The organism is Paenibacillus chitinolyticus (assembly GCF_045038035.1).
Taxonomy (GTDB): Bacteria; Bacillota; Bacilli; order Paenibacillales; family NBRC-103111; genus Paenibacillus_F; species Paenibacillus_F chitinolyticus_A.
On sequence record NZ_CP173427.1, the window covers coordinates 4,818,661 to 4,841,547 of the forward strand.

24 protein-coding genes are annotated in these 22,887 nt (G+C 59.0%); 1 reads left to right on the top strand and 23 read right to left on the bottom strand.

What is annotated here, in order from left to right; all coding sequences use genetic code 11:
- From ACI48J_RS21745 to ACI48J_RS21825, 17 genes are all read right to left on the bottom strand, one after another.
- Entirely contained in the window at positions 1-1,287 is a 1,287-nt protein-coding gene (locus ACI48J_RS21745) for a glycosyltransferase (protein ID WP_405080210.1), read from the bottom strand.
- Positions 1,288-1,304: 17 nt separating this feature from the next.
- Entirely contained in the window at positions 1,305-2,435 is a 1,131-nt protein-coding gene (locus ACI48J_RS21750) for an aminopeptidase (protein WP_405080211.1), read from the bottom strand.
- Positions 2,432-3,433, bottom strand: a complete 1,002-nt coding sequence (locus tag ACI48J_RS21755) for a hypothetical protein (protein WP_405080212.1) — start codon at positions 3,431-3,433, stop codon at positions 2,432-2,434. Before ACI48J_RS21755 ends, ACI48J_RS21750 begins: the two co-directional genes overlap by 4 nt.
- A complete protein-coding gene (locus ACI48J_RS21760; protein ID WP_405080213.1) occupies positions 3,423-4,508 on the bottom strand; it encodes an alpha/beta hydrolase family protein in 1,086 nt (361 codons plus the stop codon). Before ACI48J_RS21760 ends, ACI48J_RS21755 begins: the two co-directional genes overlap by 11 nt.
- Positions 4,505-5,362: an alpha/beta hydrolase gene (locus tag ACI48J_RS21765; RefSeq protein ID WP_405080214.1), complete on the bottom strand. Its 858-nt coding sequence runs from the start codon at positions 5,360-5,362 to the stop codon at positions 4,505-4,507. Before ACI48J_RS21765 ends, ACI48J_RS21760 begins: the two co-directional genes overlap by 4 nt.
- Positions 5,363-5,372: 10 nt before the next feature.
- Positions 5,373-5,612 (bottom strand): acyl carrier protein, encoded by a 240-nt coding sequence (locus ACI48J_RS21770; RefSeq protein WP_326052918.1) that lies wholly within the window; start codon positions 5,610-5,612, stop codon positions 5,373-5,375.
- A 36-nt stretch (positions 5,613-5,648) separates the two neighbouring features.
- A complete protein-coding gene (locus tag ACI48J_RS21775; protein ID WP_405080215.1) occupies positions 5,649-6,731 on the bottom strand; it encodes a hypothetical protein in 1,083 nt (360 codons plus the stop codon).
- Positions 6,732-7,874: a hypothetical protein gene (locus ACI48J_RS21780; protein ID WP_405080216.1), complete on the bottom strand. Its 1,143-nt coding sequence runs from the start codon at positions 7,872-7,874 to the stop codon at positions 6,732-6,734.
- Positions 7,875-7,893: 19 nt separating this feature from the next.
- Complete coding sequence (locus tag ACI48J_RS21785; RefSeq protein WP_405080217.1) at positions 7,894-8,862, bottom strand: sugar phosphate isomerase/epimerase family protein; 969 nt, start codon at positions 8,860-8,862, stop codon at positions 7,894-7,896.
- Positions 8,863-9,034: 172 nt separating this feature from the next.
- Positions 9,035-9,367: a 3-hydroxyacyl-ACP dehydratase FabZ family protein gene (locus ACI48J_RS21790; protein WP_405080218.1), complete on the bottom strand. Its 333-nt coding sequence runs from the start codon at positions 9,365-9,367 to the stop codon at positions 9,035-9,037.
- A 232-nt stretch (positions 9,368-9,599) separates the two neighbouring features.
- On the bottom strand, positions 9,600-10,073 hold the full coding sequence (locus tag ACI48J_RS21795; RefSeq protein WP_405080219.1) for a 3-hydroxyacyl-ACP dehydratase FabZ family protein: 474 nt from the start codon (positions 10,071-10,073) through the stop codon (positions 9,600-9,602).
- Complete coding sequence (locus ACI48J_RS21800) at positions 10,070-10,813, bottom strand: class I SAM-dependent methyltransferase (RefSeq protein WP_405080220.1); 744 nt, start codon at positions 10,811-10,813, stop codon at positions 10,070-10,072. The genes ACI48J_RS21795 and ACI48J_RS21800 overlap by 4 nt, the downstream gene beginning before the upstream one ends.
- A gap of 155 nt (positions 10,814-10,968) precedes the next feature.
- Complete coding sequence (locus ACI48J_RS21805; protein ID WP_405080221.1) at positions 10,969-12,447, bottom strand: class I adenylate-forming enzyme family protein; 1,479 nt, start codon at positions 12,445-12,447, stop codon at positions 10,969-10,971.
- Positions 12,448-12,449: 2 nt separating this feature from the next.
- The gene (locus tag ACI48J_RS21810; protein ID WP_405080223.1) at positions 12,450-12,704 is read right to left on the bottom strand and encodes an acyl carrier protein; all 255 of its coding nucleotides are present in this window, start codon (positions 12,702-12,704) and stop codon (positions 12,450-12,452) included.
- A gap of 256 nt (positions 12,705-12,960) precedes the next feature.
- Positions 12,961-13,338, bottom strand: a complete 378-nt coding sequence (locus tag ACI48J_RS21815) for a cupin domain-containing protein (protein ID WP_405080224.1) — start codon at positions 13,336-13,338, stop codon at positions 12,961-12,963.
- Positions 13,339-13,366: 28 nt separating this feature from the next.
- Positions 13,367-14,692 carry an aspartate aminotransferase family protein gene (locus ACI48J_RS21820; protein WP_405080225.1) on the bottom strand — a complete coding sequence of 442 codons (1,326 nt, stop codon included), beginning with the start codon at positions 14,690-14,692 and terminating at the stop codon, positions 13,367-13,369.
- A 14-nt stretch (positions 14,693-14,706) separates the two neighbouring features.
- A complete protein-coding gene (locus ACI48J_RS21825) occupies positions 14,707-15,606 on the bottom strand; it encodes a glycosyltransferase family 2 protein (protein ID WP_405080226.1) in 900 nt (299 codons plus the stop codon).
- 171 nt (positions 15,607-15,777) lie between these two features.
- Here ACI48J_RS21825 and ACI48J_RS21830 point away from each other — a divergent pair, with 171 nt between their 5' ends.
- Complete coding sequence (locus ACI48J_RS21830; protein ID WP_405080227.1) at positions 15,778-16,629, top strand: PDZ domain-containing protein; 852 nt, start codon at positions 15,778-15,780, stop codon at positions 16,627-16,629.
- 143 nt (positions 16,630-16,772) lie between these two features.
- On the opposite strand, the gene ACI48J_RS21835 is transcribed toward ACI48J_RS21830, so the two are convergent.
- The 6 genes from ACI48J_RS21835 to ACI48J_RS21860 all read right to left on the bottom strand — a co-directional run bounded on the left by ACI48J_RS21835 (position 16,773) and on the right by ACI48J_RS21860 (position 22,874).
- Positions 16,773-17,666: a PDZ domain-containing protein gene (locus tag ACI48J_RS21835; protein ID WP_405080228.1), complete on the bottom strand. Its 894-nt coding sequence runs from the start codon at positions 17,664-17,666 to the stop codon at positions 16,773-16,775.
- Between the two features lie 40 nt (positions 17,667-17,706).
- Positions 17,707-18,876, bottom strand: a complete 1,170-nt coding sequence (locus tag ACI48J_RS21840; RefSeq protein WP_405080229.1) for an NAD(P)/FAD-dependent oxidoreductase — start codon at positions 18,874-18,876, stop codon at positions 17,707-17,709.
- 84 nt (positions 18,877-18,960) lie between these two features.
- The gene (locus tag ACI48J_RS21845) at positions 18,961-19,506 is read right to left on the bottom strand and encodes a hypothetical protein (RefSeq protein ID WP_326052935.1); all 546 of its coding nucleotides are present in this window, start codon (positions 19,504-19,506) and stop codon (positions 18,961-18,963) included.
- Positions 19,507-19,627: 121 nt separating this feature from the next.
- Positions 19,628-20,017 carry a holo-ACP synthase gene (gene acpS / locus ACI48J_RS21850; protein WP_377629187.1) on the bottom strand — a complete coding sequence of 130 codons (390 nt, stop codon included), beginning with the start codon at positions 20,015-20,017 and terminating at the stop codon, positions 19,628-19,630.
- On the bottom strand, positions 20,014-21,234 hold the full coding sequence (locus tag ACI48J_RS21855; protein WP_405080230.1) for a glycosyltransferase: 1,221 nt from the start codon (positions 21,232-21,234) through the stop codon (positions 20,014-20,016). The genes acpS and ACI48J_RS21855 overlap by 4 nt, the downstream gene beginning before the upstream one ends.
- A complete protein-coding gene (locus ACI48J_RS21860; RefSeq protein ID WP_405080232.1) occupies positions 21,231-22,874 on the bottom strand; it encodes a M2 family metallopeptidase in 1,644 nt (547 codons plus the stop codon). Before ACI48J_RS21860 ends, ACI48J_RS21855 begins: the two co-directional genes overlap by 4 nt.
- Positions 22,875-22,887 lie beyond the last annotated feature (13 nt).

A 22,887-nucleotide genomic window follows, 5' to 3' on the forward strand; every position in this document is an offset into this window, starting at 1 on the left:
TTAAAAATGGTGGTGCAGCAACTGCTCCAAATAATCCGCTCCGGTTCGCGCCGGCGAGATCGTTTTCCGGCTCTGCGCCCGTTCCAAAGCCTTTTTCCGGTAGCCGGGATCGCCGGTCACTCGATTCACGGCCTGACGGATGGCTCCGGCATCCACGCTTTCGGCATCCAATGTGACCGCGATTCCCAATTCTTCGCACCGCCGGGCCAAGAGCGGATGGTCGGCGCCCAGAGGAACGATGATCATCGGCACGCCGCTGCTCATCGCCGTCTGGAGGGTTCCGCACCCCCCGTGGGTGATCAGCACATCGGTCAAGGGCAGGAGCGCCTTATGGATCGGCTGGTACGTCGTCCAGCGGATATTCCCCGGCAGCGGCTCCACGCCCTTGTACGGACGCTGCTCGGAGATCACAAGCCGGCAGGCGCCGTCCCGGAAGGCGTCCAGAGCCGCGCGGATGTACCGGTCGGTCGCGATCCGGTATTCCGCCCGCGGTACGGAGGTCGCCGTCGCCAGCACGAGCGGCCCTTCTCCGGGCGGGATGAGCGCTGCCGGGGCGGCCGGGTCATCCCCGCCGGAGAGGTCGCCCCGCGCGCCGGAAGCGCCGGTCGCATCGGACGCCGCGCGGGCCTCCCCGTCCGGCGAACCGGCAGAGCGGGACGCACCGGCCGCATGAGCCGAGCGCCGCGCGTCCGGCACGTCGGGGCTTCCCGCCTCGCAGGGGCCGATGATCCGGGTCTGCGGATGAATCTCCGCCAGCCCCTCGGCCAGTTCGGGCAGGACGGTCACGAGGTGAAGCTCCGGCGAAATGCCTGCGCAGTCCCCTCTCGTCCGCAGGTCGCCGGCCTCCAGACGGCCAAGACCGAACCGGGCACGGACCCGGTTCAGTTCTTTGGCGTACGCCTTACGGAGACCCGCGTTGACCGCCGCACGGCCGGGGAGCCACCGCTCCGCGAGCGGGATGCTCGTCTGGAACGAGGCCCAGCGGATGCCCAGCAGCTCGGCTGCATATGCGGGAGCGCACTGGGCCGAGTCCGTGAGAATCAGCTCCGGCCTCATCTCCCGGAGCAGGGGCAGAAGCTCCGCGAGCATCCGGTCCGCGTACAGGTCGGGATATTTGTCCCAGCCGATCTCGGCAAAATTCAGCCCATAGCGTAAGATAAGCTCCCGGTTGGTGCGGCTGCCCAGTACGGTGACCGAGTGTCCCCGCTTTCTAAGCTCGGCACCGAGCGCCACGGCGGGGAGCACATGACCGAGCAGGCGCTGGCTAACGAGTACGATGGAAGCCATACGTTCTCTCCTTCACATCACGGGGATTCCGGACTCAAGCTTCTGCCCGGGGGATTAAGCGGCTGAAGCTCCTCCGGAACGAAGAGCCCGTTCTTGCGGACGAGCACGTCGTCGAAGTAAAGTTCGCCTCCGCCGTGCTCTTCCAGCTGGGACAACACCATGTCCCAATGCACCGCGGAGCGGTTGCCGTTGTCGGCCATCTCCAGCGCGTGTCCGATAGCGAAATGGACGCTCCCCGCCATTTTTTCATCGAACAGAAGGTTATTGTACGGCTGCACGATATACGGATTGAGTCCGATGCCGAATTCACCGAACCTCGAAGCCCCTTCGTCCCCGCCGAGAATCAGTCGGAGCCTCTCCGTATCGTTGCAGGTCGCCTCCACGATTGTGCCCTTCTCCAGCCGCAGCCGGATATGCTCGAACGTCAGGCCCAGGTTCAAGGTCGGCACGTTGAAGGTAATGACACCTTCCACCGAATCCAGAACCGGCGCCGTAAACAGCTCCCCGTCCGGAAGGTTATAGCGGCCGTCGCAGAAATAGTTCGGCATGTCCTTGACCGAAAACCGAAGATCCGTTCCGGGCGATACGACACGAATTTTATCGGTACGGCCCAGCAGCGCTCCCAGCGGCTCGGCCCGTTTGGCCATGAGGCTGTAGTCCATCGTGCAGGATTCCATATACCGGGAGGTGAATTGGCCGAGGCTCATTCTGGCCAGCTGGGCCAAACCGTAGGTCGGATATTTCAGGATGACATATTTGGGAATTGCCGCGAAGGCGGCATGAATCGGATACGCCACCTGCTTCAGGTACAAATCGTATCGTTCGGGATCGATGTCGCTAAGCTCGAAAATATTTTCGTCGGAGCGGATATTGATGCACGCCTCCATCGTTTTGAACCGGTAAAGATCCTGCTTAACCCATGCATTCAGCTGTTCTTTCGTACAGCCTATGAGGAGTGATTTTAACTGCTCGATCGTCATGACGCGCAGGAACGGGATAGCCGGGACAGCGTACAGCTCCTCCACAATAGCTTCCACCAGGTCGTCGGCTTTGCCGAGCACATCGACCAGAACACGTTCTCCGGGCTCTACCTTCAGGGAATCCCGGACAATTTTGCGCGCCAGACGTTTGACTTCCTCCGTATTCATTCTTCTTCACCCGCCATTTCCGCCAACGCTTCGAAAAAACTCGTCTCGTTGTCCAATGTTTGCCTTAGATAAGCCAGTACCTTCTCCCGGTAATCCCGGTCCGGCTGTCTTTTCCACTTCATCAAAACGCCCAAAACAAGCGACCAGCACCGGCACACGTACGTAAGCTCCTCGACCCACGCCGGTTTAAGATATCGGGCCGGAACCGCTCCGCGTAATGCGGCCAGCAGCCACAGTTCCCGGAGTCTCCGGTAATAATGAAGATCGAATTCCAACTGGTCGAGATGAGCCGTAAGATCTCCTAGCGGAGCGGTCTCGAATTCCCGAATAAACTGCTCCAGCCGCTCATCCGTCCCCATGTTCGTCACCGACTGCCGGACTATTCCGGCAAACTCGTCTTCCCAATTCCGTTCAAAAGGGGGAGCTGCCCCGGTAACGAAAGCGGCTCCCGAGGTAACCGGCTGTCGATCCGTCCAGGCTTCGAAAAACAGGCCGCTTGGAATCCGTCCCGTCATCCCGTCGAAATAAGAGGGAGCTCCGGCGCTGTCGAGCAGCGTAATATGAGTCTCGTCGAAGTCGGTAACCAGCGACCAATGAATGACATCATGGATGCCGTAATAGGCGGAAAAGGGCATGTCGAACGCCTTGTAAAAAAGCAGCGCGTACCCTTCCCGGTCAAAAACCGACCGCAGCAGGCCTTCCATCTCTTCCGGAGATTCCGGATGACACGTCTCCAGCCCCCACCCTCTTTGCAGGCGGGGTTCGCTGCGTCTCAGCAGCAGTCCATAACCCGTACTGTCAAAAGGGGTCAGAAAGACGGGGATGAGTTCATCCGCCCCTTTCCACCGGAGCACTTCTTTGACCGCCAACTGGCGGCAGTCCAAGGTCCGTTCGCTTAGCCCGGACTCATCGGGAAACCGCCAGTCTACGGGCTTTTTGTTCTTCCGGAGGGCTTCTCCCAGGGTAGCTCCCGCGGTACTTCCTTGCTTAGCGTCCATCCGTCTTCCCCTCCGTTCCGCTTCCGCACCCCGTCAGCCAAAGGTGCTCGATGATGCCGATCAGTTCGTCCATCGCGGCCGGGTGCTGGTAATAATACCGGACCCCGGACAGGAGGTGGACGGACAAGGGGGTTCCGGAGGGGCCGGGCTGAACCGACTGACTGACCTGCCGGAGTTCTTCGGACTGATCCGTCGGCCCGGGCTGCTCGAACTCACTGGTCGACTCCGGTTTATCCGGACTTCCAGGCTGCCTGAACTGATCGCTCGGCCCTGCCTGCTCTTGCCTTGCAGGCCGTTCCAATCGGCCGTTCAGCCCAGAAGGTCCAAACCGCCCGAGCCTTCCCAGCTCTCCGATTGTGTCCTCATCGGCTTCGCCGCAGACGACAACCGCTTCCCCCTCGTGCTCGCGGAAAAGCTTCGCGCCATCCAGCCGGTCCAGCTCGTCCAGCATCCGGCTGCCGATGCACTGGCCGTGCAAATACAGCATGTGGCTGCCGAGCCGTGCAAAATAGTCGAGATGGCGGGGATCGAAATCGCTCCATGTGTAATAATCCATCCCGGGCGCGAGTTCCTGGGAATCGATGCGGCCCGCCCGCTTCATCTGCGCCAGCCTGCCGGAGTCGAACAGTTCTGCGCTCTTGGGCAGGGCTTTCAGCAGCGGGGAAATCAGCACCGGCACACAGGCCGCCTGCCTTTCCCGTTTCAGCTCCGCCGCAGCGATCAGCGCCACCGCAGCCCCGAGCGCATGTCCGACAAGGTAGATGGTCCGTGGACGGCCTTCTGCGCATACTGCGGCTATAGCCTCCAGCGTATCGCTTACCATGTCCGACAAGCCGGTATCGCCCAGTTCCCCTTCGCTGTCCCCGTGGCCCCGGTAATCGAATTGCAGCACACGGGCTCCGTAAGGGGAAAGTTTCTTGCGGAGGTTGGAGAACAGGTAATTCTTCTCGCTCATCGCCTGTCCAAATCCCGGCAGCGTAACGATCAGCGGGACTTCGGGATCCGGCTGTGCAGGCTTTTCATAGATTCCTTTCAAGGTGCAGGTTCCGCCGAACTCCAGCTGTTCCCAGCTCATATGGTTCCCTCCTTGCCTGTTCCGGCCGGAAGCCCGAAGGTGGCCGCAAGCCACCGGAACGATTCGTCCATCAGTTTTTCTTCGAGCCGGACCGAGGTGAATAAATGACCCGCTCCTTCGACCGGGCTAACCCGGTGGCGGCCCGTGCCGGAATAGATGGGATACCGGGTCGTTTCCATGTATGCGAACTCTTCCTCGATCAGGGGATCGTCCGTACCGTAAATCAGGAGCGAGTCCGCTTCGCAGGCCAGCAGCTCCTTGCCGATATCGATCTTCTGGAGATCCCGGTAGAAATCCATACCGACCCAAAGTCCCGCCCACGGCTTCACCATCGCATCCGGATAGAGCGGGTGACGGAAAAACCGGGGCTTCCGGCCGCCCGGAAAATTCCCTCCGAATTCGGAGAAGAGCGGGCTCCATAGCAAAAGCCGTGAGACCCCGGTTCTCACGGCCGACATGAGAGCGATGCGCGCGCCATCGCTGAAACCGAGAAACGCGATTCTGCCGGGGTCGACGCCTTCCGTCTCCCTTACAAACCGGAGCGCGGCCAGCGTATCCCTGATTTTCGTGCTAGTCGTCATCTCGTGAAACCATCCGTCGCTGAGCCCGAGCCCGTAATAATCAAAACGGAGGCAGGCGATTCCTTGCTCCGCAAGGCGGCGCGCAAATTTTACCGCAAGCCGGTGCACTTCGTAGCGCTCCCCGTTCTTGCCGGGACAGTACACCACGACGGGACACGGCTGTCCGGCGCTCTCCGGCATGTGCAGAATACCGGCCAGCCGGTGTCCCTCTGCCTCAAGCTCAACGAGTCTTTCCTCCGGGGCGTGCCCGGGCTTGTCCGCTCTCTGCCGCATCCGGTTCCCCCTATGCCAGATATCGGGAGACAATGCCGCAAATGCTGTCAACCGTCTGGAAATTGAGCAGATCGATATCCCCGTCCTCAATCTCGATGTTCAGTTCGTCCTCCAGTTCAACGACCAGACGTACGAAGCTCATGGAATTCATGCCGACCGCTAGCAGATCGGTATTTTCGTCTACCTCCGTATTTTCGACCACCTTGCAAATGCAGGCCAATACGGATGTTTTCAGCTGCTGTGCATCCATTTGTCGTCCCTCCTTAATGAAAATTCCCTTCCAGATTTATGGTACATCTCCGCGCGTCCGGACACTCGGGATTACGCCCGCATCCCTCAGCTTTTGTTGATTCAATTCAGGCATCCATAGAGCCACGGCGCGCCTTTCCTTCTCGAATACATCCCGGAACACCGAGCTGATTTTTTCCGGCCCCTCTTTCGCGCCCGTCCGCTGAACCTGCAGCGAAAGCGCCCGGATACGCTGAAGGCCTTTGCCACTTGCCTCATAAAACGACCGGACTTTAGCCATCGCGGCACCCGGTTCCGCCTGCGTCAGATAAGCCAGCCGGCGCTGCATAAATTTGTTGTGCTGGATCATTTTATAAATCATCACGTTCCAGAACGAGTATTCGGCCGCATCCAAGACGCGCCCCCTGCCGAGCTGGTCAAAATAGGACGCCATCATTTCGTGTACCGTATAACCGAGCGCGAAAACCCGCGTACCGCCGCCGTCGGCCCCCGACCGGCCCCGGTCCAGTGCAAAATACAGCCTCCGGGCATCCGCCTTTTGCGGAAAAGCCGCCCCCTCTTTCATCGACAGTCTGGAAATCGGGTAGCCGTAGTGGGCAAACCACTGCTGAGCAGGCGTATCCTCCGCGACATGACGGATAAATTCCCGTTCCAGCACGTCGTAATCGACTGCGGCCGGGCTGTACAACGAACCGCCAACATCAAATCCGAGCAGGTGGAATTGTCTTTTCGCATCGTCAAATCCGTAGATCAGCGCTTCGTGAAGCAAATCCCGCTTGCGGAAATGGTTGGAACAGGGTATATACCTCCAGTTCAAATAAAGCAGCACATACTCTCCCGCCCGCAAACAGGAACGGATCGTATCCGTCCATGTACCCTCGCATTGTACGGGTTCTTCCCTCAAAATATCCGCGTACACGTCCAAATGGTCTTCCAGACGCAGCATCGGGAACTGCTCGGACATCGCATAATGCAGTTTAAGCAGAACAAAGCGGGAGTAGAGCCAGGGCCGTGTGCGCTCGTCCGTCATGAGGATGCTGAGCCGCAACTGATGGTAGCATTCCGTCGAAAAACCGGGATCGGGGTGGTACGGGAGCATAACTCCGGTGCCTTCCGGCATTTACAAGCGCTCCCTAATGACGGAGGGCCAATCCGCCGAACGGTCCCCGTAGTAATAAAGCAGCGCCTGAATCCAGCGGTCGATCCCGTAGGCGGCGCAGCCGGAGTGGAGAATATTCCGTTCTCCGCCAATCCCGAAGGAAGAGCAGAGCACATCGCCGAACAAGTTGAACGAAGCGAGAGACCAGGCCAGTCCTTCGCGGGGTGCTACCCGCAGCTCATATTTCAGTTCTCCCGCCAGCTGGAACAAGGTTTTGCCCACATCCACGTGATGAAAAAAGTGATCGGCAGCCGTTTCCACAACTCCCGTGAATCCGAGTTCGCAGAACAGTTCCCACGTTTTTTCCGCCAGTTCGTCCCGCGTTTTCCGGACAAAATCGGCATCTCCCACATACACGAATTCGTGCATATCGAACTCCAGGCCGCGCACCTCGTTTATTCTGGAGCGGTGTTCGTGCCGGAAGCAGCGGCCGGTGGCCGCGTATACCACATTGCCGGGCACCGGTCCGGCCTGCTCCCCCAGCTCGTTATATACCTGGAAACAGACACACGGCTGCATGTAAAAGTCGGTCGCGCTGTACAAATCTTCGCGGTTTCCGCCGCTCCGGTGAAACTCCGTAATCCGGTCGATGTCGTGGGAAAGCTCGGACAACCGGTAAATATTTTGCGGAAAATGCACGGGATATTTGCTCTTCGTCATCATCTCCCTAGACATCAGGGAAGGGTACTTGCGCAGAACAAAACCAGCCGGACCGAGCTTGTCCCGGAACAGCCGTTCCAGTGCGGCCGGAAGCAGAGCCGCTTCCCCTTGCAGATGCACGCCCCCGTTAAAAGAAGAGGCGAACGCATGCGGGTCTCGGGGCCGCTCCGCGATGCGCGGGTACCCCGGTTCATGGCTGCCGCACTCGTGCGCGCCGCTTTGTTTAATCCGTTTTTTCGAAAGCGTACGGACCTTCCGGCTCTCTTCGACCAGCGATTCCAGCTTCTTCCGGAACTGTTCCGTGTCCCCGCCGCTGTAGCTCACTTTAAGCTTTCCGTTGTCAAACGATACATCCGTAATCAGCTCGGACAAATAATACGCGCGATCCCGAACATACTCCGTCTGGGACGGATGCACCGGGCTGAATGGTACGGTTACGATCATTCCCGTCACCTCTTTTTCCTTATAGTTCTTCCACCGGCCGGGATTTTGGCAGGAACCCCCGGCTTTCCAGAAAGCGCGTGTTCGCCCGGAGGCCTTCTTCCGGCGGTCTGCCCCACCGTTCATCCTCGACCGTAATTCCATCCGTGTAGCCGGCAGCGGACAGCTCTGCAAGAAGGTCGTCGGCGTTCAAGCTTCCGCAGCCCAAATCCGCGGGACGCGTCCTGCGGCGACCGCCGGGAAGGGGTTCGCCCCCTTCGGCCGTGATCCAGGCGGCATCCTTCAGATGAATGGCGTGAATCCTTGGCCCAAAACGCCGGATCAGGGAAGCGGGAGGAATTCCCGCTTCCGCCAGTTGTCCGCAGTCGGGTACGAGGCCGATATCCTCCGCCAGTTCCTCCATGGCCCGCTCGATAGAGCCGCTTAGGAACAAAGGGCTCCCCAGATGCGGATGGACCGCCACGCGGATTCCCGCGTCCCGGTAGCGGGCAGCCGTTTCGCCGGTGATTCGGACAAACCGCCGCAAATCTTCTTCCTGCGGAGCTCCCCGGAGCACGTCGGCCGGACCCAAAATAACGGAGCGGTATCCGCTGCGTCTCATTTCAGCCGCAATCCGGCTGTGATGCCAGTACATTTCCCGCTCACGTCCCGGACTGGAGCAGGCCAGGAAAGCGTAAACGGCCGAGACCGCGACTTCGTTCCGGGCCAGCTCATCCGCGAAATGCTGTCCGGCATCGCCCAGGATCGTTCCTTCCGAAGCTTCGCAATACGTCCAGCCGTACCGGGCCAGAAGCCGGATTCCTTCGGCGGCATGCTGCCTCCACGGCAGAAGCGAATAAGAAAGGAGCGGTGGGATAACCGCCGCTTCGGCAGCCGGAAGGAAGGCGCCAGGAAGGCGGTTCGCAAGGCTCCCTTGGGCTGCCTTCGGTGTGCCCGTGCTCGGGTGAGTTCCGGCGCCGGAGGTTTCCGGGCCGCTTGTACGCTCACTCATGCACATGTCCTATCCCGCCGCCGACACGGGCTGAAGAAAGGTCCATACGAAAGCGGAAAAAATCGCTTCCGATTGAACGACCGCCGCGAATTCAGCTTCACCAAGAGTTCCCCCTTCCGGTTCGGATTCGGGTTCCGTCACCCCGCGTCTATGCCGCATCTGTTCTGCGGCATCAAGTCGCACCGTCTGCTGCCGCACACGGTCTGGATACCGTCATCATCGTTTTCACGCACAGTTCCCCGTCTACCCGTCCCTCACCCGCTACCGCGAAACCGCTCTTATCCCGGGTTAGCCGCACGAGAAGTTCCACCGTATCGCCGGGAAGAACAGGGCGGAGAAACCGGGCTGTCCAATCCCCTGTCCGCAGAGCTTCCTTGTCCTCCGGTCTCCCGGAAAGCGCAAACAACTTTTCAGCCGCCTGTACAATTCCCTCGACGAGCAGCATACCGGGATACACGCTGAAAGCCGGAAAATGACCCTGCAAATAAAAGTCGGTTTCGGACACCAGTTTGCAGGCGGTAATTTGCTGTGGTTCTTGCTGTGGTTCTTGCTGTGGTTCTTGCTGTGGTTCTTGCTGTGGTTCTTGCTTCCGGCGCTGTTGCGGCGGCGGCTGCCGGTCCGGCACCCGCCTCTTCTCTTCCTGCCGCGTTTTCTGCAAGGGACCAGCCCTGTCGATCAATCTCCATGTCTTGCTTCTCTCTGGCGCGTCCATCCGCTCACCTCTGCTGTACGTTTTTCTATGCCGTTCCCGGAAGGGTACCGGCGACGGCGACGGTGATAACCGCTCTAAGCGCCTCCGTACCGTCGGACAGCCTCACTTCTCCTTCGACTACGGCTTGGGTGGACAAAATGCGCACCGCTCTCACGGTATAATGGAGCGTTTCCTCCCAAGATACCGGTACGGCAACGTGTGCCTTAAGGCCTCCCAGCAGAGGAAATTCGCCTTCCCTGAGCGGCCTCGTCTCCATCTGTACGAACAGGACGGCCGCCTGGGCCAGTCCTTCGATAAGCAGACTGGGCGGGATCAAAGGCTCTTTGCAAAAATCCTGGAACCGGGACGGCGAGTATGAAGCCTGAAGCAATTTTCCCTCTTCGTAATCCGTAACCGCGCTAATCAGCCGGAGCGGTTCCTGATGAGGCAGGAGCTCCAGCAGCCGGCCCAAACTTCTTTCCCGGCTGTCGGTTGGCTGTACAGATGATCCCGTCTTCATTTTTTGCGTCCCCGGATAATCATTCGTGTGCTTCTCGGAGTCAAAGGAGAAAAGTCCATCCCTCCGTAAACGCCGTCGATCGTAAAACCGGCTTCCCGCAGCATAGCCAGAAGCTCGGTTGCCGCATACAATCTCAGATTGAGCACGTTGCGGCATTCCTCTCCGTTGCGGTACCAGCGGATCGTTTCCTCCCAGCGCCCCGTAACGCTGTCAAAAGTCGGAGAGGTCCATACCGGCTGTCCCACCATTTCGTACCACGCTTGCATGCCTGCCTGACGCACCTTCAAATCGCGATTCTCCGTATCGATGACAAACTGCCCTCCCGGCTTCAAGGCCCGAAAAATTTTGCCAAGAATAGCACGGTCATCGTCTTCGCTGAGGTTATATCCGAACGCGGTTCCGAAATTGATAACGGCGTCGAACCGGTTCTCTTCGGACAGCTCTTTCATATCGCCAAGAACAAAATCCAGCTCCGCCCCTTTCTCTGCGGCTCTGCGCCGAGCTTCCTCCAGCAAATTCTCCGAACCGTCCCACGCCGTTACCTGCAGGCCGCTGGCCGCAAGGGGTACCGACAGACGGCCCTGGCCGCAGCCGAAATCAAGCAGGGATGCCTCTTCCGGAAGCTCCAGCAGTTTCAGCAGTTGTCCGATTTCGTAAGCGGTGCGTTCCGGTGTCAGAATGACCTCCGAGAAAAACAAATAGTCGGGGCCGAAAAATTGCTGCCAATGGGTTTGAGTCACGTGAATTCTCCTCCTCATGCTTGTTTCTGTTCGCAAGCTTCTCCTGCTCAATCGCAGGACGGGGCTTACTGCCCTTCTGTGCATCCGTCTCCTTCCGCACAGCCGCCGGCGCCTCCGATGCGTCCCGCGCTCCCGCGCTCTCCACGCCTTACGCCCTAGGCGCTCCCCGAGCCGGTGCTTCCGCCGCTTCCTTGCGGCTTTGCGCCTGCGTAGGGACGCACCAGCTTGCCCGCCGCCGTCCGCTCCAGCGCGCCCTTCCGCTCCAGCACGTCCGGCAGGAGGCGGCGCTCCAGTTCCGTGGCGGCCAGCGCGCGCATCACGGCCTTCTCGTCCACGCCCGGCTCCGTTACGATCCACGCGTGGACCTTCTGGCCGAGGCGGCTGTCGGCTGCGCCGAACACGATCGCCTCCCTCACACCGCCGCAGGCGAGCAGGGCCGCCTCCACTTCTGCCGGGTGGATGTTCGTTCCGCCCCGGATAATCGTGGAGTCGGAGCGGCCGTAAACATGCAGCCTGCCGCTGCGCACTGCGGCCAGATCGGCCGTATGCAGCCACCCGCCCTCAAGTTTGGCGGCTGTCGCCGCTTCGTCCGCGTAATAACCCTTCATGATATTCGGCCCACGGACGAGCAGTTCTCCCTCCTCTCCTTCGCGGAGAGTGCGGCCTTCCCCGTCGACGATTCGGATGTCGACCCCGTCCAGAGGCGTCCCGGCGCAGGACCAGCCTGCCGCAAGCCAGCCGTCCCGCAGGCAGCTGATTCGCGGGGAAGCTTCCGTCAGCCCGTACGCGTTCCAGAGCGCGGCCTGTGGAAAAGCCTGCGCAACGCGCTTCAACTGAAACTCGTGCGCGCATTCTCCGCTTAAGACAAGCTTCCGCAGCGTACCGGGCTCTGCGCGCTCCGCAAAAGGAGCCAGCAGGTTGGCGGCAGACGGGGTCATGCAGGCAACCGTAACGGCATCCGCCTGTGCCCGCTTCAGCAGGCTCATCGGTGAAGCCGCTGTCGGGTGCAGACTAAAGGAACAGCCGGACACAAGTCCCGCCAGTAGTTCCCCGATAAGCACCGACGCGTGTACGGGCGAGCGGGCTACGAGCAGCCTGTCGCCCCGACCGAGCCCGAAATAAGCGGAGATGGCGCGCGTGTTGCTGGCGATGTTCGCTTCCGTCAGCATGACCGCCTTGGGCTTTCCCGTCGTTCCGGAAGTGCCCAGCAGGAAAGCCACATCGGCCAAAGCGGGCTCGGCCCGCCGCACAGCCGCCGGAATCCGCTGCACGAGCACACCGCCGTCTTCGCCGACATTGCCCTCATCCAGCACAAGCGCGTCCGGAAAACGGCTGCGCACGGCACCGCTCTGCCCTTTGTAGCGGGTATCGTCCACCGGCACCAGGGTCACTCCCGTATGCAAGGCGGCCAGCATAACCGGCAAAAACCGCCAGCCGAGCGAAACGCTTGCCAGCAGAACCTGTCTCGGCCTGCCGGCCTCGCCCTTAACGAATCCGAGTTTGCTTAAGGCGGACGCGTTTTTTTCCGTCATGCTCCAAACCGAAGCGTAAGAAGCGACCTCCCGGCCGCCGTCCCAAGCCAAGATACCGTCATGTCCGGCAATCTGCCTCAACAGAGATTCCAGCCCGTTCACGGTCAGGCCGTCCCCCCGTGCACGCATTCCTCGACAAGCCGGGCAATATCGCCGACTTGGGTCCGGTCGGTGATTTCCAGCGCATCATCCGGCATCGTAATGCTGAACTTTTCCTCCAGCAGAACCACCAGCTCCATATACCTTAGAGAATCGAAGCCGATTTCGTATAAACTGCGGCTGGCCGAAATGTCTTCCGAATCGAGGACACCGCAGCCTTTGTCGCTCATAAGCTCGATAATCAGTGGCAAGATTTTCATAAATCGGGACGCCTTCCTTCTTTAAAATCGTAAAATCGTTACAATCATCTTCTTTTCCAGTCATACCAAAAGAATCCGTATCCCATAAAACTGCTCGGATAACTATAAGCGTAAAGATAAGAGACAGTGTACTCCTCCCGGGCATCCTCCGCCTTTAGCTCGCCTGGCGCCTCCCCTGCCGGAGATAAATCCGGCTCCGGGGTGTCCTTTTCCACGTTACCGTCCGGCACTGACCGTCTGCACATGTCGGCTCCCCTCAAACAGCCGGCTCGGCCGGGTCAAGAGGCTCCAGCCTGTGCTTCGTCGGGTTATAGTCGATGTAAATGTAGAATGTGCAGCCGGTCTCCGTATACACGTCATGGGCTTCCTCGCCCGTCGCGGTCAGAAAATCCCCCGCTTTCATCACATCATCGTTCAGCCTGACCTCGCCTTCCACCAGGTAGGCGATTTCCCGGCGGGGATGATCGTGGAACGGAATGGAGCCCCCCGGCTCCACCTTCACGAGAAATACATAACGTCCATGCTCCGGATCTTCCCACAGGTAGCACATTTCCGTTCCTTCATACATCCCGCCGTCCCATACCATTTCGTCTTTGCGGATAATCTTGTGTTTCGGTTCCAATGTCGGTTCCATCGTCGAATCCCTCCCGGTCGGATTATTTTCAGGCCATCGCCCGCACAGCTTTAGACACGCCTTCGACAAGAAAATCGGCTTCCTCCCGAGTGACGGTAAGCGGAGGATACATCAGCAGAATGCTGTTGAAAAAATTGCCCAGAATGCCTTCCCTGCGCAGTTCTTCCGTAAACCGCTGGCTCCAGGCCATGGTGACCGGCTCCTTGGAAGCCCCGTCCGCCACGAACTCGACGGCCAGCATAAGGCCAAGCCCCCGGATCTCTCCGACAAGGGGATGATCCGACAAAGCCGCCTTCAATCCGGCGAGGATATACGCCCCTTTGTCCGCCGCATTCCGCACGAGCTGCTGCTCCTCAATCACGTCCAGCGTAGCCAGAGCCGCAGCGCATCCGACCGGATGGCCGCTTTGCGTGGACCCGTGAAGGAATACGCCGCCGTTTCCGAACAGCTCCTCTCTTATTTTCCCGGAGAACAAAGTCGCTCCCATCGGGAAGTAACCGCCGGTCAGCCCTTTGGAGAGGGTCAGCAGGTCGGCTTCCACGCCGTACCGGTGGCAGGCCAGCCAGCTTCCCGTTCTGCCGACTCCCGTAGCCACTTCATCGACAATCAGCAGAATGCCGTATTTGTCGGCGATCTTCCTTACTTCACGCACGTAATCTTCAGGCAGCACGACGATTCCGTTCACACCCTGCACCAGCTCCAGAACGATAGCGGCTATCGTGCCCGGATGCTGCTCGTCGATAATTTCTTCCAGCATATCGAGGCAGTAGCGGGTGACGAATGCCGGGCTTCCTTCCATCGGAGGGCGGAAACCATTCGGCGTAGGTGCGCTTATGCAGCCATCCAATCCTTCGCCGAACATCGCCTGGATGCCCATGTGCGTAATAGAGCCCGAACCGAACGTCGTCCCGTGGTAATTGCCCTCGAGGCTGATGAACTTGGAGCGTCTTCCGTCCTGTCTCGCCAGATGATACTGCCTGGCCAGCCTCATGGCCGTTTCTACCGCTCCGGATCCGTCCGTGGTAAAGAAGGCCATCGCGTAAGGTTCCCCGGCTAAGCAAAGCAGTTTGTCAGCCAGCTTGGCGGCCAGATCGTGGCTTTGTTCACAGGTGGAAGCAAAACTCAGCGTCTCATACTGGCGGGTCAGCGCTTCGATGATCCGGCCGTTGCCCAGACCGACGGACGGAACTGCCGTCGTGGTGTACAAATACGGGCGGCCGTCCCCGTCGAATACCCAGGAGCCTTCCCCCTTCACGAGCGTGAAAAAAGGGTCCCGCCGTTCCAGCTCGCCGTCAGGAGGCATATACGAAAACGGATGAAGCACGTTATAACGATGTGTGGAGCCTGTCTGCATGGGATGGTCTCTCCTTATGACAGATTAGTAATTCTCACATAGTGGGATAATTCGCGCGCTTTGCCGGGTTCGAGCGGAATTTCCGGGCAGGCGGCCCGCTCCAGCTCCGCGAGGCTGATTTTGCCCAGCATAAAATCGAGGAACGCGCCAATTTCACGTCGGTTGTGCTTCTCGTAAAAATAAGCATGGCTGCTGCGGATCAGCTGCTCGTAGGCGGCGCTCCTCGGATGCGCCAGGTGGACGTTGACCGCTTCTTCCTCGTAGCGGAACTCGGCGCCCTTCCGAAAAGCGCGGTAGCCGAATTCGAAATGCTCGAAGCCCCACGCGCTGAACTTCTCGTCGAAGCCTCCGAGCCCCCGGTAAAGCCGCACGGGAACGCTTAAATTTCCGCTTAGGGCGGTAATCCAGGGCACCCTCGAATCCGTCCTGCCGTCCGGAGCGAAAAGACGCCGGATCAGCCGGACGTATTGAGGCTGCCGGTCGTTCTTTTGCAGCCGGTAATTGTCCAGCACCTTGTCCCGGTGTGCTCCCGGATCGGGCACGTACATTTCACGGACCTGCCCGACCGTCAACCCTTCCCCCTGCGCGCAGTAGCGGTCAGCGTGCGCCTTGATAAAACCGGGCCTCGGCATGCGGTCGGCATCGTTGAATATGACCAGCCCGTCGCTTAAACGTTCCACGCCCGCATTTCGCGCCGCAGCCCGTCCGCCGTGCCTGATTTTGACATAATGGACAGGAAGAAGTCCCTTGTAGGCTTCGACTACCGATTCCACGGGTTCGGTGGAACCGTCGTCAACGACCCAGACGGAGCATTCGTTGTACGGCGGCGACTGCAGGCTGAACCCGTGCAGCGTCATGCTCAAGGCAAAAGCCTGGTTGTGCACCGGAATGACAACGGCGATAGGTACGCTCATGGAATCAGCTCCGAATCTGATGTCAGTCATCTGGCTTAGGTAACTCTACCTCCATCTTAAAGAAAGCGGCGCGCCTTTACTCGGGGACTATTGAGCGAAACGGTGCACAAAGAGCCGAGCCTTCCGTGCCCCTTCCCCTCATAATAAAACCTAAAAAGCCGAGGTGTTTGCATGCTCACGAACGATCCGACCCGCACGGTAAATGCCGTGTATATCGAAGCGCCCATCGAACAGATTTGGGACTGCTTATCCACCCCCAGCGGCTGGAACAGCTACTTGAGCGATATCGCCGCTTCCTCCGAATCCGCCGGTCCCTTCCGGGAGGGCGAAGAGATCGAGCTGGTCATAGGCGAGCTGACGAATCATGCGTTATGTGCAGAAGTCATTGAATTCCGGCGGATTGCCCTGGAAGATCTTTTCAAAGCTCTTTTCCCCGACGGGTCCGAATGGACGTACCGGTTAAAGACGACGTTTTCCCTGGAACCGGTTGAACATATGGTCAAAGTTACGGTTGAGGTCGAAGGCTTTACGGACGATGAAATGCTTCAGTGGGTACGCGAGGGAACGGAGGTCGGCTGGAGACAGTCGCTTTTTAACCTGAAATGCATGCTGGAGCTGGGCATCGATGTCCGGAATAACATTTTCGGCTACCCGAGGCTGGGAATTTTCAATTACACGGCGTCCCCGGAGCAGCTCAAAGCGTTGAATGCCGAAGGCACGGGCGGCAATTATTTAAAAGAAGTCTTCCCGAACGGGCCCGCTGCGGCTTCGGGACTTCAGCCCGGCGACCTTCTGACCCATATCGGTGCGGAACCCGTTCCGACCTATTACCGCCTGGTAAAAGCCCTTTCCGGTCACTATGGCAAAAAAGAACCCGTCGAGCTTGCCTATATCCGCTGCGGCTCACGACGGACCGCCCGGGTTCACTTGTCGTACGAAGACCAGTTCACCGGCCTCATCGATCCGACTTCCGTCTCGCTTGAAGAGGTCGCCGAAGACCGGAAAAGAAAAGCCCGCCTGTAGGGAAAGCGGCATCCAAGCATCAAACCCGTATCACACGTAAGACCGGATGAAGCCGATCCGGCAACTGTAAACCCGGCGCACGCCCTTCGCGGAACAAAAAACATGCAGCCTCTCTCCCTAAGGAGCGAGGCTGCATGTTTGCTTTACGTCTGTTCCTGTTTCCACAGGGAACCGGATGCGGAGCGCTGTCTGGCCAGCGTCTCTCTCTTCCTGCGAATGTCGTCGTAGGTTTCCATCTCCACATCGACAAGACCCGTAAACGTTTCTTCCATCGAAAGGAGAGCAGGTGTCTCTTTCCTTGCCCCATCCCGGATATATCCGATCCGGATGCGTTCTTTTTTATGATGATACGAAGAGATCACGCGCACGAACTCCGAATAATTCGGTGTCGGCTTTTCGTCGAAGGAGACGATCACGTCTCCCTTCCGTAGGCCCGCAGCCGCAGCCGGACTGTTGGGGAATACCTCCATCAGGTAATTGCCTTCTCCCTCCGCCACCCCCGTATCCACGCTTAGCTCCGCGTTGACGGTGCAGTTGACCACGCCTAATCTAGGATAGCTGAACAGTTCGGCTCGCAGGTCCATCCCCAGCTCCACCACCGATTTCAGGTTCATCAGAGAGCGGCGCCAGCCCATTTCCAGACACTCCCGGAACCACTGTCCGTACCTATCCGTTTCGAAGCCCGTCACCTCCAGGTTCAGCTTAACGAAAGCCCCCTCCTGAGCAAGCGTAAAGCGGGTCTGCACGTCGAAACGGTCCGAGCGGCCGTCCGGCGCTATCGATTCATAACAGTCCCTTACGGCAAAAACTTCCCCGTACCGGGACTCGGTCACGACCGGGTGGTTAAGGATGTCCCCGTAGCACAAGGTATATACATCTCCTACGCGGATGTCTTTGGAGGAACCGGTCTTCTCCGCTGTATACGTTAAATAGGTGTTCATGCCTTCCGGCGTAGCGATGGAACGCCAAACCTCCGCAAGCGGAGCTTCCAGGTAAGTAACATTGATTGTCCGGTCAAGAGAGCAGGGTATCATCATCGTTCTCCTTTTTCTATTGAATTTACAATTGAATTTACAATTAACTGCGCGTCAGCAAGGCCATTACGTTTTCCGACCTGCCGCCCAGTTCCTTGACGAGTCCGGGGAACGTGCACAGCATCCGAAGTCTTTCCTCCCCTTCGTCGGACAACGGTTCAAACCGCCTGCGGAGGGTGACGAGCGAGTGCTCATACTGGGGACGGACCCGCCCGTGCAGCTTCTCTTCGTAAGAGGTCATCGCTTCCTGCCAGGTTTTGCGGCCTTCTTTGTACTCGCTCAGCTCCTGCGCCAAGTATTCGGCGCAGCAGACCGCGTTATCAATGCCGACGCCCGCGATCGGATGCAAATAGGCAGCCGCATCCCCTACGAGAGCCCATCCGTCGCCGTAGCATTGGCGGATATGACTGCCTAAAGGCCCGATTCCCCGGGGGCCCCCTTCCACCCGCATGCGCCGGAGCCGGGGCGCAAGCGTCCGGATTCCCTGAAGCTTCTCTCTGATCAGGGAGTTCAGCGAGTCCTTGTCGCCGGAGAGCCGAATCCGATCCGTCATGAGCGCAATACAGTGCATCGACCGGTCGATAGGATTGCACAGGACGACACTGTCGTCCTTCCAGTACCACTCGACAGCCGGAAGCGCTAGCGGCTCTATCTGCGAGGCGTAGACGTACGTCACGGCACAATGGTTGAGGGGCGTGCCTTCCAGCTGCCGGGCGCCCAGCAAACGGGCGGTCAGGGAGCGGGCTCCGTCCGCACCGATCACGACTTGTCCGTAATAATTCCGGACCGTCCCGTCTTTGTGCGCGCACCGGAATCCGGAGGCCCGGCCATCCCCGTCAAGCAGCGGCCCGATCACCCGTGTTTCCGTAAGCAGCGTAACGGACGGATGCGACAATGCGCTGTCCAGCAGATACCGGTCCAGAAGCTCGCGCCTGAGCCCGATCACCCGCGAAGTCACGACCAGATCCGACTCGAACACACTCCCGTTCAAATCCACCCTCATCCGCGTTATGGCCGGAGCGCCCGAATTTTCCATCTTGTCCAGAATTCCCAGCCGTTCGTAAACGCCCGTCTCTCCGATAATATGAGTGGACAGGGCGGGACCGGGAGACGCATATTTGTCGATCAGCAAAACCCGGTAGCCTTGGCGGCCGAGAAAGCCCGCCAGCGAAGCGCCTGCGCACCTGGCCCCGGCGATTACAAAATCATACATGGACCGCATGCTCCTTATCCTTATGAAATGGATAAAGCCAAAGAGACCAGAACTGGTCTCTTTGACACTTTATTCGTGCGGATATTAGTTGGATTGGAGGCATCCGTACAGCGTGCCCACTTTATCGCCCTGCTCATCGAACAGAGGCACGACGCCGGCGGAGCGGAACGTAGCGTCTTGCGGGGGCAGGCCTGTGATGGTGCCTGTCATGTGGATCGGCTGCTCGTTGTGGAAGCTGCCTTCCGGAGTTTCAACGACCCAGTACAGGAACGTTTCGGCTTCTACGCCGTCCGCGATTTTTTTGCCGAAAGGAATCTTGGCGGAACCTTTGATCGTTTCGCCTTGACCGTGCAGACCGCCGCGAACGTGGATGCTTTGTCCAGGCCACAGGACAGCGGAAGTCGCCACGAGGTCGACGTTCTTGATTTCGATGTCGACCGTGACACCGGACTTCAGGCTGAATTCGGAATCGTTAACCGTGAATTGTGTCGGCTGCGCTTGTACGAAGTGCAGCTCCTCGGAGCGGCCGTCAACAAGTTCAAGGTACGTTTTGCTGTTGGAGGTCGGGAGAGTCATCTCTACCTCGTTTAATTTCATCAGGCTTTTCATAGCGGACATTACAGCTTTCATATGGATTCCTCCTCATTATTTGTGTGTCTCCCGGGGACACCTTTATCATCTCATGAACGGAATAAAATCACTCTGCTTTATGTAGACCGTTTACTCGTCTTTTCTTTACGGCCGCAGAGCTTCAAGTATCTTCCCGGTCCACTTCCAGTACGATTTGAGCCGCCGCATATTCCCCGGAATGAGACAAGCTCACGAAAACGCGGAGTCCGAGCCGGGCGCAGTCCGCAAGAGGTTTGCCGTGCAGCACGACATGAGGCTTTCCCGAGGGCAGATTCACGGTTTCCACGTCGGTCAAGGCATACCCTCCGCCGATGCCGACTCCCATCGCTTTGAAAAAAGCTTCCTTGACGGCCCAGCGGGCGGCCAGATGCTGCCCCGGATCGGCATGTCTCTGGCAGTAGGCCAGCTCGTCCGGCGTAAAAACTTTACGCAGAAACGCGTCCTTCCGCCGGACGTACAGTTCACCGATCTGTGCAATTTCTTGGATATCCAGTCCGATGCCGTAAATCATAGGCCGTCTCCCCCCGCCTTCCGCGTGCTCGTCAGAAGCCTCCTGCACGCGTCGTACGCCTCTTCCGCTCCGCCATAGCCCCGGATCAGTACCGCGTTCCGCAGCTTACGGGCTTTGAGCGCGTAATCGTCGTGCATCATATACCGAGCCAGCCCTCGCAAATGCTCCGCCGTAAAAGCACCGGGCAGCATATACTCCCCGATTCCCAGCTCATACACCTTTCTGGCGTTATATTCCCGCTCCGTTTGAGTCGGCACGATAAGCGAAGGGACACCGGCCATGATCGAGGACAGGCAGCTTCCGTGTCCGCCGTGATGAATGAACAGGCCGCATGCTTCCAGCAACTCTTCGGTGAAATACGGGATCGCGCGGATGTTGCGGTACTGTCGTTTTCTGAACGCCTTCGGAAGCGGTTCCTGGCTGGCGATCACGACCGGCAGGTCCGTTCCCCCGAAAGCTTCATACACGGATTGAAGCAGCCTCAGTCCCGACGAACCCGACGAATCCCGGAGACGTCCCGGATAAACGAGCACATAAGGCTCCGCTCCCAGCTTCTCTATCCATGCCGGCCGGGGCGCGTCGATCTTATGGGCCAGCTGTCCGACGTAGCAGACGCCCGGATGCGAAATCGGGTCCGTTTCCGGTATTCCGGGAACGAGATCCAGATCCCCGAGGTTAAGATCCTCCATGGAACGTATGGCCGGAAGCCGCAGCTTCGCCAAAATTTTATTGATCACCGGCGTTACCCTCGGCAAATTTCGCGGAGCGTCGCCCCAGGCGTACATAGGCTCTCCGTACGGATGAAAGCAGGCCTGCGTGATGCTCACCACCGGGATGCCCAGATAACGGGCCGCAATTACCGTATGGGGACTCATATCCGCGACAGCCAGATCGGCCCCGGCCTTTTCCAGCATGGAGATCCGGTGCCGGACCCACGATTCGGCAAACGCCTCGTCCAGCAGTCCCGCCGCCGCATAATAATGATCCAGGTCGTAAAAGACCGGACTTGGCGGAAGCAGTTTTTCCTCGGAAGGCATGACCGGATCGTCATCGTCCAGATGCGAGTACCCCTGCCTTTTTATAAAAGAAGCGCTGGACTCCCCGTACACGCTGAACGAGACGAAGTCCCCGGCCTGCCTGAACTTATCGGCAAGGGGCAGGCTCCGTAGCACCGGGCCCAATCCCCCGCTCAGCCCGAAAAATATCCGTTTGTTCATCTAGGCATCCCCCGCTTGTCAAAATCGAGGCTCGTCGTGACATAAAAATCCGCCACGGCCTGCAGCTCTCTGGCCAGATATTTCGCTTGAAGCTTTTCCCCGCAAAATTGTTCCAAGAGTTCGTTCCAATGCCGGCTCCGACCCGGCGAACAAAGTTCGCGCGACAAGCAGGCGAAAGCTTCTTCGCTGTACCAGGTCCCGAACCGATCCCGCAGGGTCTGCTCCACTTGCGAAGCGGCCGCCTCTCCCAGCAAATAATTGACATAGTAGACGGGCAGGGTCGTAAAATGGGCTTTGGCTGCCCAGTAGGGATAATCCCATTCATCGGGGCGCCGGATACCCTGGATTTCCTCAACCAGCTCCCACCACAGCTTGTTCAGATGCCGAGCGGGATTCTCGTACAACCTCCGTTCGAATTCAATGAATGTCATCGTCCAGTACAGCTTGAGCAGCATGCTCCGGAGATCATGCCGGTGCAGGTCCGCCGCCTGCCCGTAATAAACCCTCTCCAGTCCCGCAAATTTCAGCCAGGAGGGCATGTACGTGAGCCGCTCGAACAAGAGCGCGACTCCTTCGGTCAGGCATGTGTGGGCGGGCTGCCTCAGCAGAAACGGCAAATCCTCGCGGAGACCCGTTTCGTAGAAGGCGTGCCCAAGCTCGTGAAGCAGCACGGCGATCCCTTCCAGGCTCGGGGCCAGCCCGCAGGACACGCGGATATCTCCCGCGCGGTCGATGTGCAGGCAGCAGTTCGCCTGGCTTTTCATCTCCCGGCTCATCAAGTCCGCCTGATTGAGAACGGACCCCGCTTCCGGCCATCTGTCCCGGAAGAAATCGTGAAGGCGCCGACGGAAGAAGGCGCTGTCCAGCTCCGGGATGTCTCCGCCCTGCCATGCGCATTTCTGGGCGAAGGGATGATCGTAATGCCAAGGACGGATCTCCTCCCTGTCGATGCCGAACCGGACGCAGATCTCATCGTCCAGCTCGGCTTTGACCGCCCGGTAGGATTTGTCCAGAGCATGCCGGATATCCCGGATCATGCTCTCCACAAACGCCGGCTCCAGCTCCTGCGCCGCCATTTTCATCTCGTAATAATTCCGGTACCCGTTCTGACGGGCGGCCCGGTTCCTCAGCTTCACGAGCTCGATGAGACCGGGCGCAACCTCTCCCCCGAGCCGCATGGAGGCCGCCCAGTGCCGCCTGCTTTCCCCGCTGTCCGTGGAGGCCGCCAACTGTTTCAGGATGTCATGCTCCGGCAGCTTCCGCCCGTCCACCTCCGCCCGGAATGTGCTGATTTTGTAGTGAAGCTCATTCCACTTCGCGGTGATGCTCGTCCGCAGCTCTCTTGACGTATGGAACTCCAGCATCTCGCTGCGCAGCACCTCCAGCTGCCGGTTTTGCAGAGGCGTGAGAATCTCCGCGCCTCCGCTGCCGAGGCTGGCCGCCTGTTCGAACAGCCCGTCCTCGGCCAAAGCATCCTGATAGGCCGTCTCATCTTCGGCGCACCGCTCCGCCCACTGCATGTCTCCCGTCATCATGACCATCCACAGGGCATGCATCATGGAGGCGTACTTCTTTTGGAGGCGTTCGTTCGTCTCGTTTAAAAAATCCCCCGCAATCTTGCTCATCCGATTTTCCGACACCCTCACACCTCCG

Coding starts and splice junctions, on each gene's coding strand:
- ACI48J_RS21750 (WP_405080211.1), bottom strand. CDS start 2,435: ATGAATACGGAGGAAGTCAAACGTCTGGCGCGCAAAATTGTCCGGGAT.
- acpS (WP_377629187.1), bottom strand. CDS start 20,017: ATGATTTACGGCATCGGACTGGATATCCAAGAAATTGCACAGATCGGT.
- ACI48J_RS21760 (WP_405080213.1), bottom strand. CDS start 4,508: ATGAGCTGGGAACAGCTGGAGTTCGGCGGAACCTGCACCTTGAAAGGA.
- ACI48J_RS21780 (WP_405080216.1), bottom strand. CDS start 7,874: ATGATCGTAACCGTACCATTCAGCCCGGTGCATCCGTCCCAGACGGAG.
- ACI48J_RS21765 (WP_405080214.1), bottom strand. CDS start 5,362: ATGCGGCAGAGAGCGGACAAGCCCGGGCACGCCCCGGAGGAAAGACTC.
- ACI48J_RS21820 (WP_405080225.1), bottom strand. CDS start 14,692: ATGCAGACAGGCTCCACACATCGTTATAACGTGCTTCATCCGTTTTCG.
- ACI48J_RS21810 (WP_405080223.1), bottom strand. CDS start 12,704: ATGAAAATCTTGCCACTGATTATCGAGCTTATGAGCGACAAAGGCTGC.
- ACI48J_RS21825 (WP_405080226.1), bottom strand. CDS start 15,606: ATGAGCGTACCTATCGCCGTTGTCATTCCGGTGCACAACCAGGCTTTT.
- ACI48J_RS21845 (WP_326052935.1), bottom strand. CDS start 19,506: ATGAAAGCTGTAATGTCCGCTATGAAAAGCCTGATGAAATTAAACGAG.
- ACI48J_RS21745 (WP_405080210.1), bottom strand. CDS start 1,287: ATGGCTTCCATCGTACTCGTTAGCCAGCGCCTGCTCGGTCATGTGCTC.
- ACI48J_RS21755 (WP_405080212.1), bottom strand. CDS start 3,433: ATGGACGCTAAGCAAGGAAGTACCGCGGGAGCTACCCTGGGAGAAGCC.
- ACI48J_RS21775 (WP_405080215.1), bottom strand. CDS start 6,731: ATGCCGGAAGGCACCGGAGTTATGCTCCCGTACCACCCCGATCCCGGT.
- ACI48J_RS21795 (WP_405080219.1), bottom strand. CDS start 10,073: ATGAAGACGGGATCATCTGTACAGCCAACCGACAGCCGGGAAAGAAGT.
- ACI48J_RS21830 (WP_405080227.1), top strand. CDS start 15,778: ATGCTCACGAACGATCCGACCCGCACGGTAAATGCCGTGTATATCGAA.
- ACI48J_RS21785 (WP_405080217.1), bottom strand. CDS start 8,862: ATGAGTGAGCGTACAAGCGGCCCGGAAACCTCCGGCGCCGGAACTCAC.
- ACI48J_RS21855 (WP_405080230.1), bottom strand. CDS start 21,234: ATGAACAAACGGATATTTTTCGGGCTGAGCGGGGGATTGGGCCCGGTG.
- ACI48J_RS21835 (WP_405080228.1), bottom strand. CDS start 17,666: ATGATGATACCCTGCTCTCTTGACCGGACAATCAATGTTACTTACCTG.
- ACI48J_RS21770 (WP_326052918.1), bottom strand. CDS start 5,612: ATGGATGCACAGCAGCTGAAAACATCCGTATTGGCCTGCATTTGCAAG.
- ACI48J_RS21815 (WP_405080224.1), bottom strand. CDS start 13,338: ATGGAACCGACATTGGAACCGAAACACAAGATTATCCGCAAAGACGAA.
- ACI48J_RS21840 (WP_405080229.1), bottom strand. CDS start 18,876: ATGTATGATTTTGTAATCGCCGGGGCCAGGTGCGCAGGCGCTTCGCTG.